General features: G+C 69.1%; 13 protein-coding genes. 8 read left to right on the forward strand and 5 right to left on the reverse strand.

What is annotated here, in order from left to right; genetic code table 11:
- Positions 1-16: 16 nt before the first annotated feature.
- The 4 genes from AC1RLW_RS03590 (at position 17) to AC1RLW_RS03605 (ending at position 3,786) form a co-directional block, all read left to right on the forward strand.
- Positions 17-1,576, forward strand: coding sequence for a leucyl aminopeptidase (locus AC1RLW_RS03590; protein WP_493192231.1), 1,560 nt, complete (start codon positions 17-19; stop codon positions 1,574-1,576).
- Positions 1,573-2,016 carry a DNA polymerase III subunit chi gene (locus AC1RLW_RS03595; protein WP_095948627.1) on the forward strand — a complete coding sequence of 148 codons (444 nt, stop codon included), beginning with the start codon at positions 1,573-1,575 and terminating at the stop codon, positions 2,014-2,016. The genes AC1RLW_RS03590 and AC1RLW_RS03595 overlap by 4 nt, the downstream gene beginning before the upstream one ends.
- Positions 2,016-2,444, forward strand: coding sequence for a hypothetical protein (locus AC1RLW_RS03600; protein ID WP_139701649.1), 429 nt, complete (start codon positions 2,016-2,018; stop codon positions 2,442-2,444). Before AC1RLW_RS03595 ends, AC1RLW_RS03600 begins: the two co-directional genes overlap by 1 nt.
- A gap of 136 nt (positions 2,445-2,580) precedes the next feature.
- On the forward strand, positions 2,581-3,786 hold the full coding sequence (locus tag AC1RLW_RS03605) for a branched-chain amino acid ABC transporter substrate-binding protein (RefSeq protein ID WP_062470234.1): 1,206 nt from the start codon (positions 2,581-2,583) through the stop codon (positions 3,784-3,786).
- 102 nt (positions 3,787-3,888) lie between these two features.
- On the opposite strand, the gene AC1RLW_RS03610 is transcribed toward AC1RLW_RS03605, so the two are convergent.
- Both AC1RLW_RS03610 and AC1RLW_RS03615 read right to left on the reverse strand, forming a co-directional pair.
- Entirely contained in the window at positions 3,889-4,278 is a 390-nt protein-coding gene (locus AC1RLW_RS03610; RefSeq protein WP_062470237.1) for a response regulator, read from the reverse strand.
- A 103-nt stretch (positions 4,279-4,381) separates the two neighbouring features.
- On the reverse strand, positions 4,382-4,747 hold the full coding sequence (locus tag AC1RLW_RS03615) for a hypothetical protein (RefSeq protein WP_070060782.1): 366 nt from the start codon (positions 4,745-4,747) through the stop codon (positions 4,382-4,384).
- A 228-nt stretch (positions 4,748-4,975) separates the two neighbouring features.
- On the opposite strand from AC1RLW_RS03615, the gene AC1RLW_RS03620 reads away from it, so the two are divergent.
- Complete coding sequence (locus AC1RLW_RS03620) at positions 4,976-6,208, forward strand: EAL domain-containing response regulator (RefSeq protein ID WP_493192232.1); 1,233 nt, start codon at positions 4,976-4,978, stop codon at positions 6,206-6,208.
- A gap of 18 nt (positions 6,209-6,226) precedes the next feature.
- Here the strand turns inward: AC1RLW_RS03620 and AC1RLW_RS03625 are convergent, their stop codons facing one another.
- Entirely contained in the window at positions 6,227-9,259 is a 3,033-nt protein-coding gene (locus AC1RLW_RS03625; RefSeq protein WP_493192233.1) for a sensor histidine kinase, read from the reverse strand.
- Positions 9,260-9,738: 479 nt separating this feature from the next.
- Between AC1RLW_RS03625 and AC1RLW_RS03630 the strand changes: the two genes are divergently transcribed.
- The 3 genes from AC1RLW_RS03630 to AC1RLW_RS03640 all read left to right on the forward strand — a co-directional run bounded on the left by AC1RLW_RS03630 (position 9,739) and on the right by AC1RLW_RS03640 (position 11,164).
- Positions 9,739-9,891, forward strand: a complete 153-nt coding sequence (locus AC1RLW_RS03630; protein WP_157627265.1) for a hypothetical protein — start codon at positions 9,739-9,741, stop codon at positions 9,889-9,891.
- Between the two features lie 73 nt (positions 9,892-9,964).
- Positions 9,965-10,366, forward strand: a complete 402-nt coding sequence (locus AC1RLW_RS03635; RefSeq protein ID WP_493192234.1) for a helix-turn-helix domain-containing protein — start codon at positions 9,965-9,967, stop codon at positions 10,364-10,366.
- 120 nt (positions 10,367-10,486) lie between these two features.
- On the forward strand, positions 10,487-11,164 hold the full coding sequence (locus AC1RLW_RS03640; RefSeq protein WP_070060780.1) for a response regulator: 678 nt from the start codon (positions 10,487-10,489) through the stop codon (positions 11,162-11,164).
- Positions 11,165-11,177: 13 nt separating this feature from the next.
- Here AC1RLW_RS03640 and AC1RLW_RS03645 read toward each other — a convergent pair whose 3' ends face one another.
- Positions 11,178-11,885, reverse strand: coding sequence for a response regulator (locus AC1RLW_RS03645; protein ID WP_062470253.1), 708 nt, complete (start codon positions 11,883-11,885; stop codon positions 11,178-11,180).
- Positions 11,886-12,196: 311 nt separating this feature from the next.
- Positions 12,197-15,226, reverse strand: a complete 3,030-nt coding sequence (locus AC1RLW_RS03650) for an ATP-binding protein (RefSeq protein WP_493192235.1) — start codon at positions 15,224-15,226, stop codon at positions 12,197-12,199.
- Positions 15,227-15,374 lie beyond the last annotated feature (148 nt).

The raw sequence follows: 15,374 nt of genomic DNA on the forward strand, positions 1-15,374 counted from the left end.
GAGGAAAAAAAGGATTATGGACTTTCAACTCAAGACCCTCACCGTCGCCCAGGCCGCCGCCGAGAAATCCGACCTCCTCATCGTGCTCGTCGGCAGCGCTCTCCCCACCGCCAAAGACCCCGTTTCCGTGCTCGCCGCCAGCGCCCGCAAGGCCGGCGACCTGCCCGACAAGGCCGGCAAGCTGCTCGCGCTGTACCGCCCCGAGACCGTGGTGCCCTCGCGCGTGCTGCTGGCCGCCATCGGCGACGGCAAGGCCGCTTCGGTGCGCAGCGCCGTGAGTGCGGCGGTTGCCACCGCCAAGGCCAATGGCCCCAAGCGCGTCGTGATCGTCTTCGCGCAGCCAGCCGACGCCGCCGCGGTGGCTGCCGCCGTCACGGCCGCGGCCGATGCCAGCTATGTCTACACCACGACCAAGTCGAAGGCCGAGCCGCGCAGCATCCGCCACCTGACGCTGGGCGTGGCCGAGGCCGCCAGCCCCGCCGTCACCAAGGCTTTCGACGACGCCCGCGCCACGGTCGCCGGCATCGAGCTGGCCAAGGAATGGGGCAACCGTCCCGCCAACCACGCCACGCCCACGCTGCTGGCCGAAGCCGCCAAGGGGCTGGCGAAGCTGCCGCGCATCAAGTGCGAAGTGCTGGGCCCGAAGGAAGTCGAGAAGCTCGGCATGGGCGCGTTCGCCGCCGTGGCCCAGGGCTCGGCCGAACCGCTGCGCTTCATCGTGCTGCGCTACCAGGGCGGCGCGAAAGACGAAGCACCCGTGGTGCTCGTCGGCAAGGGCATCACCTTCGACACCGGCGGCGTCTCGCTCAAGCCCGCGGCCGAGATGGACGAGATGAAGTTCGACATGTGCGGTGCCGCCAGCGTGCTCGGCACCTTCCGCGCACTCGGTGCGATCCAGCCGGCGATCAACGTGGTCGGCCTGATCCCTTCGTGCGAGAACATGAACGACGGCAAGGCCGTCAAGCCCGGCGACGTGGTCACCAGCATGAGCGGGCAGACCATCGAGATCCTGAACACCGACGCCGAAGGCCGGCTGATCCTGTGCGACGCGCTCACGTATGCCAAGCGCTTCGACCCCGCCGCCGTCATCGACATCGCGACGCTCACAGGCGCCTGCGTGGTGGCTCTGGGCGGCGTGCGAAGTGGCCTGTTCGCCAGCGACGAGTCGCTGGCCTCCGCGCTCGAATCGGCCGGCGAGGCCTCGCAGGACCGCTGCTGGCGCCTGCCGCTGGACGACGACTACGCCGAAGGCCTCAAGAGCAACTTCGCCGACGTGGCCAACATCGCCGGGCGTGCCGGCGGTGCGATCACCGCGGCCAAGTTCCTGCAGCGCTTCACGGCCGACTACGCCTGGGCGCACCTGGACATCGCAGGCACGGCCTGGAAGAGCGGGGCGGCCAAGGGCTCGACCGGCCGGCCCGTCGGCCTGCTGGTGTCGTACCTGACGAACCGCGCGGGCAGCAGCAACGCCGCGGCCGCCGCGCCGAAGGCCGGCAAGGCTGCCAAGCCTGTGAAGAAGGCCGCGTCGCCCAAGGCCCCGGCCAAGCCGGCCCGAAAGGCCCGGTCCGCGCAGTGACCGACATCGGCTTTCACTACAACGCGCCCGACAAGCTCACCTACGCTTGCCGGCTGGTTCGCAAGGCCGTGAACACACGCGGCCTGCGCGTGGTGGTGGTGGGCGATGCGCGCGCGCTCGACACGGTCGATGCCGCGCTCTGGCAGCTCTCGCCGGTCGACTTCGTCGCGCACTGCCGCGCCGATGCGCCGGCCCATGTGGTGGCGCGCTCGCCCGTGATCCTGTGCGCCGAAGGTTCGGACGCGGCCTCGCTGCCGCACCGCGAGATGCTGGTCAACCTGGGCCTGGAGGTGCCGGCCGGCTTCGAACGCTTCGAACGCATGATCGACATCGTGAGCGACGAGGCCAACGACCGGCAGGTCGGCCGCACCCGCTGGCGCCACTACGCCGACCGGGGCTACACGATCCAGCCGCACGATTTCGCAAGGAGCGCTTCCTGATGGCCAGCACGCTGCGCACGCCACCCCGGTTCGTCCCGACGCTGACGACCGTGCTCGAGATCCCGGCCGAGCCCGTGCCGGTCGCCGAGACGGTGCGACCCACGGGTGCGCCGGTGTCGCAGCCCCCGCCGCCGGACCCTGCGAGCGCCGTGGCGTTGCCGCCGTCGGTGTCGCTCACGCCGGCCGAAATCGTCAGCCTCGAAGAGCAATTGCTGCACCGCGTGCTGCAGCGCGTCGACCTGTCGCTGGAGGAGCGATTGAGCGACGCCGTGTCAGCTGCCGTTCAGCATCAGCTCGACGAAATGGTGCCGCGTCTGCGCGGCGAAATCGAGGCCGTGCTGCGCGCGCTCGTCATCGAATCCATGGCCGCTGAACTCTGTGAAAACACAGGGGAAAACACAGGGTCTACGCCAACTTCCGGCGCATAAATCCTCGGCTAAACTGCGCCGCAGGTCGGAATGGCGTGAGGGTGCCGCTGGTCTGCGGCGCGAAACTTGCGAGGTCTGAACGCCCGGATCGAACGACCGGTTTTTATATCTTTTCATCCAAGTTCTGGAGGTTCTCATGCAATTGAAATGGACTGCGGTCGCACTGGCTGCACTCACGCTCGTGGCTTGCGGCAAGAAGGAAGAAGCTGCTGCTCCGGCGGCACCGGCACCCACGGCTGCGGCTCCGGCCCCTGCTGCGCCTCCGGCTGATGCCCTGGTCGTCAAGATCGGCCACGTCGGCCCGACCAGCGGTCCCATTGCCCACCTCGGCAAGGACAACGAGCTCGGTGCCAAGATGGCCATCGAAGACCTGAATGCAAAGGGCTTCAAGATTGGCGACAAGGTTGCCAAGTTCGTGCTGGTTCCCGAAGACGACGCTGGCGATCCGAAGCAAGGCACGGCAGTCGCCCAGAAGCTGGTCGATGAAAAGGTCAACGGCATCGTCGGTCACCTGAACTCGGGCACCACGATCCCCGCTTCCAAGCTGTACAGCGACGCCGGCATTCCGCAGGTCTCGCCGTCGGCCACCAACCCCAAGTACACCCGCCAGGGCTTCAAGACCACGTTCCGCGTGGTGGCTGACGACACGCAGCTGGGCGGCACGCTCGGCAAGTACGCCGTCGAAACGCTCAAGGGCAAGAACATTGCCGTGATCGACGACCGCACGGCCTACGGCCAGGGCGTTGCCGAAGAGTTCGAAAAGGCTGCCAAGGCGGCAGGCGCGACCATCGTGGGCCACGAGTTCACGACCGACAAGTCGACCGACTTCAACGCCATCCTGACCAAGCTGAAGGCTGCCAAGCCCGACGTGCTGTTCTTCGGCGGCATGGACGCCGTGGGCGGCCCGATGCTCAAGCAGGTCAAGCAGCTCGGCCTGAACGTCAAGTTCATGGGCGGCGACGGCCTGTGCACCGGCGAACTGCCGAAGCTGGCAGGCGATGCCATCGGTGAAGACATGGTGGTCTGCGCCGAAGCCGGCGGTGTCGACGGCGACTTCAAGCAGCCGCTGGAAGACTTCAAGGCCAAGTTCAAGACCAAGAACGGCGTCGAAGTGCAGATCTACGCACCGTACGTGTACGACGCGGTCAACGTGCTGGCCGAAGCCATGGCCAAGGCTGGCTCGTCCGACCCGGAAAAGTACCTGGCTGAAGTCGGCAAGGTGCAATACAAGGGCGTGACCGGCCCGATCGCCTTCGACGAAAAGGGCGACATCAAGAACGGCGCCCTGACGCTCTTCACCTACAAGGGTGGCGTGCGCACGCAGATCGCCGTGGTGCGCTGATCGCATTGCAGCCAACGACCCTTCACCGGGTCGTTCCATGACAAAAGGGCCCTCGGGCCCTTTTTTCATTCAGGGGTGCGCAGCCGTTGCGCGGGGCTGCCTTCAGAGCGCGGCCAGGCCCGAGGGGCGGTCCGCGTTGCAGTACTCGATGAAGGCGTCCAGGTCGCGCGACTTGTCGAACACCGCGTCGGCGCCCAGAGCCTGGCAGCGCGTGCGGATGTCGGGGGTGACGTAGTTGCTCAGCACCACGACGCGCTGGTGCGGGCCGCGTTCGCGGCAGCCCGACAGCACACCGAGGCCGGAGCCTTCCTTGAGGAACAGGTCAACGATGAGCAATTGCCAGGCATCGGGGTGTGCGGCGAGCCAGGCGAGGGCGCCCGATTCGGTTTCGGCATAGCCGACGACATGGCCGTTGACGAGGTCCTCGAGGGCTGGGACCAGGTTGTCCCTGATGGTCTTGTTGTCCTCGACGAGGAACGTGATGAGGGCCATGCCGCGGTTTTGATGTGTGAACCAATAGCGTAGCGTGGCGCAAGCGGTCTCCGCGTAGGAGAAGGGAGAACGACGCACGCAAACCGTGCGGAAACAACGGCGATCAGCGCTTGTCCGATGTCGCCTGGGTGCGGATGCGCGCCTTGAGCTGCTCGGCCAGCGCCTGGCTCTCGTCGCGCTCGGCGGTCACTTCGAGGCGCTTCTCGATTTCCTCGCTCAGCGCCGCATTCACTTCGGCCAGTTTCTCGGCCGACTGGGCGAGTTTTTCCTCGAGCTGGCTGGTGTGCTCGATGGCCTGCGCCACCTCGCCGACCTGGACCTCGTCCGGCAGTTCCTGTTCCAGCACGGTGCTCACGACGGCGAGGTTGTCCGAGGCGCGCTGCACATCGGCGGCCACCTGTTCGCTCTTTTTCAGGGTCTTGTCCAGCGAGGTGGTGCCGCGCGTCAAGGTGGGGGAAGGTCCGGCCATCGAGGCTCCTTTGCGGCAGGCGAAGTGGGGTGGAATGTCGGTCGATTCGATTCCGCGCATCGTACCGCCAGACGCGGCCTTGCTCAGGATAGGCAACAGTTGCTGCGTGGCAACAGGGGGCAGCCGAAGTCCTACGGAATTGGCCGTGAGTTTCGGACTGGGCCGATGGGGGATTTTTGCCGCCCCCGGGAAGATGCAGAACATCCTCTTCCCCCTCCAAGGCTCGCCATGATCAGACACGCACTCGTGATCGACCAGGTCGAACGCACCGGCCTCGCGCTGGCCACCTTCATGCGCCACGCCGGCATTCCCCGCGTGGACGTGACGCGCAGCGGCCATGGCTTTGTCGAGGCAGTACAGCACCGGCGCCACGACCTGCTGGTGGTGGACATCGACACGCCCGAAGTCACGGGCCTGCAGATGATCGATGCCGTGGTCGAGGCCGGCAGCCCCGCCGCGCTGGTGCTCATGAGCGCCCAGCCGCCGCGCATCCTGCAGGCCGCGCAAGACTATGCCCGGGCCCGTGGCGCGCGTGTGCTTTCGGCCATCGCCAAGCCGCGCACCATGGTCACGATGGCCTCGGCGGCGCAAGCCATGGCGCGCGAACGGCGCCACCGGGCCGGGCTGCGGCGCGGGAGCGCCCCGCCTGCGAACGGCGCACTGGCCTTCACGGAAGCGGTCCTGCGCGAGGCGCTGGCCACGCGCCAGATCGCCGCCCACTTCCAGCCCCGGCATTGCGCGCGCACCGGCGTGCTGCGCGGCGCCGAACTGCAACCGGGCTGGTACCGGCCCGACGACACCTGGCTGCCCGCGGCCGACTTCCTGCCGGCCATCGCGCAGGCCGGCCTGCACGAGGCGCTGGTGCAGCGCATGCTCGAGTGCGCTTTCGAATTGCTCGGCTACATGCACAAGGACCACGGCCTGCGCCTGGGCGTGCGCGTGCCCGCGTCGGTGGCCGCCTCGGTGTCCTGGGCACAGGGTGTGGCCGAGCAGGCCGAGCGCGCCGGCATCGGCGCCGACCAGCTCGTGCTGGAGATCGCCGAAGACGGCGGCGCGCGCTGCAACGAGGTGCTGGCCGGCGCGGTCGCGCACCTGCGGCTGCGCGGGTTCCACTGCGCCATCGACCGTTTCGGCCAGGGCGACTCGACCCTGAGCCGCTGGTTCAAGGTGCCGTTCAGCGAGCTCCAGATCGACGCGCGCCAACTGGCACAGGCGCGCGAGAACCCGCATGCCCGCCACATCCTGGCGAGCGTGATCGCCATGGCGCGCGAACAGCACGCGACGCTGCTCGTGAAGGGCGTTGACGGCGACCGCGACCTCGCGCTGGCCCGCAGCCTCGGGTGCCACTTCACGCAGGGCGCGCAGCACGCCGCGCCGATGGCCGAGTCGGCCTTCGTGCAGTACGCGGCCCTGCTGCGGTATGCGGCGGGGCGCCCGCAGGCGCCGCGGAACGCCGATTGACGATTGGGCGACGCGCGCTCAGGCCGCGCGTCGTGCCAGCACCGCTTCGGCGGCTGCCTGCAGCGCGGTCCAACCGGGGGCGATCACCGCCATGTCCTCCTGCTTCACCACAGCGCTGAGCCGGCCGCACATCGCGGCAATGGCCGGCTCGCCGATCATGGCGAAGGCACCGCGCACCGCATGCAACTCGTCGCCGATCGCGCGCCGGTCGCCGGTCGCCAGGGCCTCGCGGACCTGCTGCGCGGAAGACGCCAGCGACGAGACCATCGCGTCGTGCAGGCGCGCGTCGAGCGGCGCGTGCGGCGCTGGCGCAGGCGCGACCGGGGCGCTGGCCACCCGTGGCGGCGCGGCCGCGCCCAGCGTCTTGAGGATCGCCTGCTCCAGCGCCGGCAGCAGCACCGGCTTGAGCAGCACCCCCGCGAAGCCCGCCAGCGAGCATTGCTGGTAGCCCTCCTGCTCGAGGTGCGCCGTGATGGCGACGAGCGGGATCGACGGCATGCGTTCGCGCAGCCGGCGGGCCAGCGTGTAGCCGTCCATGCCGGGCATGTTCAGGTCGGTCAGCACGAGGTCGTAGCGCTGCGCGGCAAACAGGGCCAGCGCGGCGTTGCCGTCGGGTGCCACGTCGGCGGCGACACCGAGCGCGTCGAGCTGGTCGCTGATGAGGGCCCGGTTGGCCGGATGGTCGTCCACGACCAGCAGGCGCACGGGACGCAAGGGCAGGGCCGCGTCGCCAGCCTTGGTGTCCGACGGCGCGACAACTTCGGGCGCCAGCGCCACCAGCGGCAAGGTCACCGTGAAGCACGAGCCCGCGCCCGGCTGGCTGCGCACGGCGATCGTGCCGCCCATCTTGCGCGCCAGCCGCTGGCAGATCGACAGCCCCAGCCCCGAGCCGCCGAACTCGCGCGCGGTCGACGCCGAGGCCTGCATGTAGATGTCGAACAGCTGGGGAATCTGCTCGGGCGGCACGCCCATGCCGGTGTCGGTCACGCGGATTGCCACCGGCGAGGCCTGTCCCGGCGACAGCGGCCCGACCTCCAGCGTCACCGTGCCCTCGGCCGTGAACTTGATCGCGTTGCTCAGCAGGTTCACGACGATCTGGCGGATGCGCGTCGGGTCGCCCTCGTAGCCGGCGGCCAGGCCCGGGTGCACCACGCAATCGAGCCGCAGCCCCTTGGCGTGTGCCGAGGGCTCGAACATCTCGGTGCAGGCGCGCACGAGGTCGGGCAGCGCTACACGCGTGGCCTCGAGCTTGAGGTGACCCGATTCCATCTTCGACAGGTCAAGGATGTTGTTGACGATCTCGAGCAGGGTGCGCGAGGCTTGCCGCACCGACTGCAGACGCCGGGCCTGCACCTCGGGTGGCGCGCCCTGGCCGAGCAGCTCGAGGTTGCCCAGCACCGCGTTCAGCGGCGTGCGGATCTCGTGGCTCATGGTGGCGATGAACACCGACTTGGCGCGGTTGGCCGCCTCGGCCGCCTCGCGGGCTTCTTCGCGCTTCTTGTCGAGTTCGTTGCGCTCGGTGGTGTCGGAGAAGCTGCACAGCAGGGCGTCCGCGCCCTGGTAGCGCGTGCGCGTGCATTGCAGCAGCAGCTCGCAGGCCTGGCCGTTCTTCAGGGCCAGCGGCATGCCGGCGTCGTGCAGCGTGCCGCCCTGGGCGCGTTCGCGGTAGAGCGCGGCCATCTGGCGGTGCAGCGGCTCGGGCGGCGCGGTGGCCGCCGCGTAGTGTTCCATCAGGGTGTTCTGCAGCAGCACGCGCTCGTCGTCGAGCGCGATCAGGCAGACGCCGAACGACGAGGTCGCGATGATCGCGCGGTTGAGCTGCTCGCTCTCGAACACCCGCTGCGAGCGACGGTAGGCGGGCTCCAGCAGCTTGCGCCTGAAGAGCAGCAGCAGGCCCCAGAGCGTGCCCAGCACCACCAGCGTGGCGCCGCCGTAGCGCAGCAGCTGCGGCTTCAGCGTGGCGAAGACTGTGCGCCACGAATAGGCGTACACCAGCGACCAGCCGGTGCCGGCCAGCGGCGTCGAGAGGCTGAACACGCCTGCGCGGTAGGTTTCGCGCGGCAGCGCGGGGCTGGCTTGGCGCAGGCTGTGGGCCAGCGCGGTGGCCATCAGCGCGCCGCCGTCGATGGCGTCGCCCGTGCGGTCGGCCGAGAGCAGCACCCGACCCTGCGCGTCGACCAGCAGGGCGGCCGTGTCTCGCGGCGTGTGGCGCAGGCGGTCCTGCAGCACGCCCGAGGGCAGGTTGCTCACGAACACCATGAAAGGACGACCCTGCGTGTCGAAGCCGGGCTGCACCAGCTTGAAGGGCGATGCACCCGGTGCCAGCAGGTCGGGCGCCGGCGGCTGCCAGGCCACGCGCCGCTGCGTGCGCCACTGCGCGGCGAGGGCGGGGTCGCCGGCGAGATCGCCGATGTCGTAGCTCAGGCGCGCGATGAGCGCGGCGGTGTCCGGCAGGCCGATGCGGTCCAGCGCGCCCTGCAGGCCGCCTTCGGGTGCGGGCATCAGCGTGAGCAGGCGGTGGTCGGGGGTGTAGGCGTAGGCGCCCAGCGGCGAATTGCGCAGCTGCGCGACGGCGGTGACGCTGTAGGCCTGCATTTCGAGCATGCCCAGGTAGGGCGCGAACGCGTGCAGGTCGTGGGTGCCGGCGGTGTCGACCGCGGCGATGGCGGGTGTCAGCTGCGCACCGGCCTGCAGGACCACCTGGCCGCCATCGCGCACGAAGGCCTCCAGCGTGCCGGCGGCCGGCGGCGCCTGGCTGTTCCAGAGCAGCTCGGCGTTCACCACGCCGCGGCGCATCGCCGCCTGCTTTTCCTCGATGTCGAGCTGCATCTGCGCGCTGTGCGCGGCCAGCGTGGTGCGCAGGTTCGCGAGCGCATTGGCGGCGGCGTTGTACAGCACGAGGCCCGCGGCCAGCACGATGAGCAGCGACAGCAGCGCGCCGCCGCCGTAGAGCAGGGCGTGCTGGTAGCGGCGCAGCAGGTCCAGCTCCTGCGCCTGCCGGGCAGGCGTCGGGGCAGGGGGGGCGCTGGCGGGGAAGGCGGGCGGAGACATGGCGAAAAAATGGCGAAAAAGACGCGAATTAAAAACAATCGACTGGAATGGTAGGGCGAATTGCGCGTGGATTTCCGTGAATTTCAGGAGTGCTTCTGTTTATAGGACTGGTCCTATGCAGGCCTTTATTTTTCAGGATTCGGCTGAGCCGATGAGCGAGGGCTTCTGAAATTTCCATCTGTATTTTTCAGTCATAGGTGTCGATGAGAAATAAATCATCTATTCGGGTGGAATAGATCTCCTGCGAACAGATCGCTGGGTCGGCAAGGCTGCCCTGCAAATCGACAGTGACGAGCGGCAACGCCAATGGCCGAGCGACCTTCACGATGAGCTACCAATAGGCAAGCACCGCGCGAGCGATTTTCAGACGGGTCCGATTGGATTTTCGAGGCTGAAAACATAGGATTGAAAAATTACCTTTGTCGCCTCTTTGGCATCTGTGCAAGGGCGCTGGATTGAATATTTTTTAGGGGTCGTCGATGACGAATATCTTGTGGATCAAGAAATTGTGGGAATTCCTGCGTGGCAAGCGAATGCAGGCAACCGGCTGCACGCGGCGAAGCGCGTTGTTCGGCGCTTTGGTGCTGGCAAAAAAGCCATCGGCCACGGCCCGGAACGACAATTTCTTTTGAGCAGGCGGTCGCATTTGGCCTTGATCAAGATCGCAGGCGGGTGGGGCCTCGACCCTTCATGGGGAGCGCGCTCATGCGGATGATCGGACACCGCCTGTCCATGGAGCGCACCAGGCTCGGTCTGAGCGCCGCCGCCTTCGCGGTGCTCGGCGGCGTCGATGCGTCCGTGCAGGAGGCTTTCGAAAAAGGCGCGCGCCACCCCGACGCGGCCTACCTGGCCACCATGGCCGTCATCGGCATCGACGTGCTGTACGTCGTGACCGGCATGCCCACCTGCACCGAAGACCTGTCGGTGAGCCGCGAGGAGGTGTCGCTGCTGCGCGCCTACCGGACCTCGGACGACGCCGGCAAGAAAGCCGCGCACGCGGCGCTCCAGGCCATCGCGCAGGCCTTCCCCGGCGACATGCTCTCGGCCTCGGGCGCGCGCGCTTCGCAGCCCGCTGCCGCGGCGCCACCACCCACCGAAACCGCCTGAGCCTTTCACTTGCGCGCCGCGGCCCGCCCGCGCAGGACCGGCGGGTAAGATGCCCCGGCGCAGCGCCCGGACCCTCGTCCGCCGGCCACGCCGGCAAGCGAAAGGGAAAAAACAATGGCAATGGACCGCTTCGAAATCCGCGTCGTTCTGGCCGACGACCATCCCGGCATGCTGGCCGGGGTCCGGCACGAGCTGGCGTCGGTCGAGACCCTCACGCTGGTAGGCGAGGCGGCCAACTCGACCGGGCTCATGGCGCTGCTGGAGACCACGCCGTGCGACGTGCTGGTGTCCGACTACGCGATGCCGGCCGGCGAGTTCGGCGACGGCGTGCCGCTGTTCAAGTTGGTGAAGCGGCGCTTTCCCGACACGCAGATCGTGGTGATGACCATGCTCGACAACCCGGCGGTGCTGCACTCGCTGGTGTCCAGCGGCATCCGCTGCATCGTGAGCAAATCGGATGCAGTGGCGCACCTCATCCCCGCCATCCACGCCGCCCGCACCGGCGGCACGTACTACTCGCCGACCATGGACGCGGTGGTGCGCTCCATCGACTGGGAGGTGCGCAGCCGCAACGCCGCGGGCGTGCTGAGCCAGCGCGAGTCGGAGGTGGTGCGGCTGTATGCGTCGGGGCTCACGATCAACGAGATCGCCGAGCAGCTGCATCGCAGCAAGAAGACCATCAGCACGCAAAAGACCAAGGCGATGGAAAAGCTGGGCATCGAGCGCGATGTCGACCTGCTGCGCTACGCGCTCGAGAACGGCCTGACGGCCACGGTGACGGGCGCGCCGCAAGGCTGACCCGCGCGTGGCCTCAGGGCCAGGGCAACGCCGGCAGGCCCGGCGGTGGCGGCGGGGGAGCCGCCGACGTGCTCATGAGCCCCGTCTCCATGCCGTAGCGCACGAGGTCCATGTCGCGCAGGATGCCGAGCTTGGCCATGGCCGAGCCCTTCTGCGTGCTGATGGTCTTCTTGCTGCGGTGCAGCCGCTCGGCAATCTCCGTCACCGTGAGGCCCGACACGAACATGCGCACCACCTCGAGCTCGCGCTTGGAGAGCATGGCGTGCGGCTGGGTGTCGGTGCGGTGCGGCGCGGTGCGCGCGGCGATCTCCGCCATGCTGGGCGACAGGTAGCGTCCGCTCGCGTAGGCCGCATGCACGGCCGGCAGCAGGTGGCTCACCGAGTCGGCCTTGTTCAGGATGCAGGGCACGCCGATGTCCAGCAGCGAATGGATGATGCCGGGGTTGTCCAGCATGGTCATCACCACGATCTTCAGCCGCGGGTAGCGCTGGCGCACCAGCGCGAACAGCGCGATGCCGTCGCCGTGCAGGCCGCCGGGCATGGCGTAGTCGGACACCAGGATCTGGCAGTCGTGCTGCTTGAGCATCTCCATCATCTCAGTGGAGTCGCGCGCGGCGCCCACGACGGTGACCGCCTGGCTTTCGCGCAGCGTGCTCTCGATGCCGATGCGAACGGCGGGATGGTCGTCCGCGATCAGGACGCGGAGATTGAATGGCTTCATGGCGGACCTGTGGAACGCAGAGGGGTCGGACCTGCGCGCGCCGCGTGCAGGAAGGGCTGCTGTCGAACGCCCAGCCCCCGGCGTCGGGGACGTCTGAAAAAGGGGCCGGTGGCGGGTGCCTCGGGCGGCGCCAGCAGGGGATGACTGGACTTTAGGAGGGCGTCGGTCCTGCGTTAAGCGGCCTGATCCGATAGCGGGCCGCCAATGCATAGGACCCGTCCTAATTTGTAAGACGCGGGGTGCCCGGGGCTAGGACCCGCACCTTTTCCGGATCAGATCGGGTCCGAAAACGGGTTCGGACCCGGGCGGCTTCAGGCCGCGGCCGCGCCCTCGGGCGCCCGGCGTGCGAGCGCGGCGCGTGCCGCTGGCTCGAAGCGCTCGAAGGCCTGCGCCAGCGCGGGCAGGTCGGCGTCGCGCAGCTGCGTTTCCATGGCGACGCAGTCGGCCGCGAGCCCGGCTTCGTGGATCAGCGCGAAGGCGCCGCGCAGCGAGTGCAGCCCGGCGCCGAGCGCGGCGGTGTCGCCGGCGTCCAGCGCTGCGCGGATGACCGCCGCGGTGTCGGCCAGCGACTGCGCGAGCGGCCGGTGCACCGACGCGGGCAGGGTGCCCTGCGCGATGTCCTGCCGCCGGGCGCCGGCCGATGGCGTGGCCTCGGGGTCGCGCAGGGTCAGCTGCCGCACGGTCTGGTCGAGCGTGTCCAGCAGGATGGGCTTGATCAGCGCGGTGTCGATGCCCGCCGATTCGCAGCGCTCGCGTTCGCGCACCGCAACGTCGGCCGTGAGCGCCACGATGGGCACGCGCGAGCCCTGTGCGCGCAGCGCGCGTGCCAGCGTGTAGCCGTCCATGCCCGGCATGTTGATGTCGGTGATGATGAGGTCGTGCCGCCGCCGGGCGAACAGGTCCAGCGCCTGCAGGCCGCCCGAGGCCTGGTCGGAGGTGTAGCCCAGCGCCTCGAGCTGCACCTTCACCAGCTCGCGGTTGGCCGGATGGTCGTCCACCACGAGGATGTGCGCCGCCGGCGCGGCCGTGTCGGCGCCGGTGGCCGGCGCTGCGGGCGCGCGTGGGGGCAGGGCGGGCGCGGCCGGCAGCGGCAGCGTGACCAGGAAGGTGCTGCCCTTGCCCGGCGAACTCACCACCTGAATGTCGCCGCCCATGAGCCCGGCCAGCCGACGGCACAGCGCCAGCCCCAGGCCGGTGCCGCCGAAGCGGCGCGCGATGCTGCTGTCGGCCTGCGTGAAGGGCTCGAACAGCGCCTTCTGCTGCACCGCCGTCATGCCGATGCCGGTGTCGCTCACGCCGATCACCACCGGCGAGGCGGGGTCGGCGTCGTCCTTCAGGTAGACCTCGAGCAGCACGTCGCCGGTGTCGGTGAACTTGATGGCGTTGCTCAGCAGGTTCATGAGCAGCTGGCGCAGGCGCGTCGGGTCGCCGAGGTGGTGCGGGGCGAGGGCGTCGTCGATCACGCAATCGAGCGCCAGGCGCTTGGCCTGCGCCAGCGGCGTGAAGACCGCGATCACCTGCCGCGCCGTGTCCGCGAGGTCGAAGCGGATGGACTCCAGACGCATCTGGTCCGACTCGATCTTCGAGAAGTCGAGGATGTCGTTGATGATGCCCAGCAGCGCGGTCGACGACGACGTCACGGCGCCGAGCCGCTCGTTCTGCGCGGCCGACAGCGGCGAGCGCTGCAGCAGCTCGAGGTTGCCCATGATCGCGTTCAGCGGCGTGCGTATCTCGTGGCTCATCATGGCCAGGAAGGCCGACTTCGCATGGTTGGCCTGGTGCGCGGCCTCGCGCGCGCTCTCCAGTGCACGCTCGGCGTTCTTGCGCGTCGTGATGTCGGAGAAGTTGCACAGCAGCACGTCGCTGCCCTGGTACTTGGTGCGCACCACGCTCACGAGCAGCTCGGTGACCTCGCCACTGGCCAGCGTCACCGGCAGCTCCAGGTCGGGCAGCCATTCGGGAGCGCCGGGGGCATCGTCGTACAGGCGCAGCAGGCGCTGCGGCAGCGGTGGATCTTCGGGGCGCGCGTTGTCGGTGCAGGCCTGCATCACCTGGTTCTGCAGCAGCACCTCGCCCGAGGGGTAGCGCAACAGCGCCAGGCCCGAGGGCGTGGTCGCGACCATGGTGCGGTTGAGGTTCTCGCTCTCCACGATGCGCTGGGAGCGCGCATAGCCGGGCCGGAACACCTTGCGGTCGAGCAGGAGCAGCGCGGCCCAGACGAAGGCGATGAGCAGCAGCATGGCGCCCGCATAGAGCGCCAGCCGCAGGCCGAGCTCGGACACGATGGTGCGCCACGAAAAGGCGTAGAGGTAGGTCCAGTTGGCGTCGGCGATCGGGGCGCGCAGCGTGAAGAGGCCGTCGCGGTACTGCAGCGTGGCGCCGTTCGCGGCCAGCGACGGCTGCGAGAGCTGCAGCGCGCGCGCCTGCAGGCCCTCGGTGCCACTGGGGCCGTGCGTCTCGGCGATCACCCGGCCCGACGGGTCCACGAACATCGAGGCCTCGTCGTGGCGCTCGTTCGACAGGTGCGCGGTGATGATGTCCAGCGGGTAGTCGTTCACCAGCACGACGAAGGGCTTGCCGTCGTGGAAGCCGGGCTGCGCCAGCCGCAGCACCGTCTCGCCGGTGAAGGGGCTCACGGCCGGCGGCAGCCACACGGCCGTGCCACTGTCGCGCAGGCGGGCGACGACGGCCGGGTCGCTCAGGTCGCCGAGCTCGGGCGGCGCGATGCGCTGGAGCAGGTCTTCGGTGGTGCGCGCGCCGTGGCGTTCGAACAGGTCGGCCGCGGCGGGGGCCGGCACCACGGCCAGAAAGCGCAGGTCGGGCGCGTAGAAATAGCTGGAGTGCAGCGTCAGCGTCTTCGTGTAGGCCGCCGAGCGGTAGCCCACCTCTTCGGCCAGCCCGAGGTACTGCGCGAAGCTGTCGGCCGGGCGCTGCGCCGAGAGGTCGCCCAGCAGCAGCATCGGCGGGAAGTCCTTGTTGCTGGGCAGCACCAGCCGGCCCTCGTGCGCGGCGAAGGCGTCGACCAGCGACTGCGGCGCGCGTGCGCGCCGTTCCCAGGCGCCTTCCTCGTGAAAGATGTTGATCCGCGCCGAGCCCTGGCGCACGAAGAGTTCGAGGTGAAGCAGCGCCTTGCGCGCATTGAACTCGGCCTGCCGTTCGGCGACGTAGTCGCGCACCTGCGACGAGAGCATCACGCCGGTGGCGGCCAGCAGCACGAGCGAGGTGACGGCGCCGCCCACGTACAGCAGCGCGCGCTGGTAGCGGTTCAGCAGGCTGATCACACCGCGTGGGGTGGCGCGCGAAGCGCCGAAGCCGAAGAAACGCGGGAGATCGCTGGGCATCATGGCATCCGGGTGATCGGAGCGGGCAGGAAGAAGATGCCCGCGATGGTAGGGCACCGCCGCGCGCGCGGGCGCACCGCGGGGGCGAGCGTGATGCACGCCTGCGGGGCGCATCGGGTGATCGCTGTATCAAGAAATGTCGACATTG

It is taken from the genome of Variovorax sp. GW822-FHT04A09, assembly GCF_058801005.1.

Excerpts from the sequence above, each read along its gene's own strand:
- AC1RLW_RS03590 (WP_493192231.1), top strand. The coding sequence starts at position 17 with ATGGACTTTCAACTCAAGACCCTCACCGTCGCCCAGGCCGCCGCCGAG.
- AC1RLW_RS03600 (WP_139701649.1), top strand. The coding sequence starts at position 2,016 with ATGGCCAGCACGCTGCGCACGCCACCCCGGTTCGTCCCGACGCTGACG.
- AC1RLW_RS03605 (WP_062470234.1), top strand. The coding sequence starts at position 2,581 with ATGCAATTGAAATGGACTGCGGTCGCACTGGCTGCACTCACGCTCGTG.
- AC1RLW_RS03610 (WP_062470237.1), bottom strand. The coding sequence starts at position 4,278 with ATGGCCCTCATCACGTTCCTCGTCGAGGACAACAAGACCATCAGGGAC.
- AC1RLW_RS03615 (WP_070060782.1), bottom strand. The coding sequence starts at position 4,747 with ATGGCCGGACCTTCCCCCACCTTGACGCGCGGCACCACCTCGCTGGAC.
- AC1RLW_RS03620 (WP_493192232.1), top strand. The coding sequence starts at position 4,976 with ATGATCAGACACGCACTCGTGATCGACCAGGTCGAACGCACCGGCCTC.
- AC1RLW_RS03625 (WP_493192233.1), bottom strand. The coding sequence starts at position 9,259 with ATGTCTCCGCCCGCCTTCCCCGCCAGCGCCCCCCCTGCCCCGACGCCT.
- AC1RLW_RS03630 (WP_157627265.1), top strand. The coding sequence starts at position 9,739 with ATGACGAATATCTTGTGGATCAAGAAATTGTGGGAATTCCTGCGTGGC.
- AC1RLW_RS03635 (WP_493192234.1), top strand. The coding sequence starts at position 9,965 with ATGCGGATGATCGGACACCGCCTGTCCATGGAGCGCACCAGGCTCGGT.
- AC1RLW_RS03640 (WP_070060780.1), top strand. The coding sequence starts at position 10,487 with ATGGACCGCTTCGAAATCCGCGTCGTTCTGGCCGACGACCATCCCGGC.
- AC1RLW_RS03645 (WP_062470253.1), bottom strand. The coding sequence starts at position 11,885 with ATGAAGCCATTCAATCTCCGCGTCCTGATCGCGGACGACCATCCCGCC.
- AC1RLW_RS03650 (WP_493192235.1), bottom strand. The coding sequence starts at position 15,226 with ATGCCCAGCGATCTCCCGCGTTTCTTCGGCTTCGGCGCTTCGCGCGCC.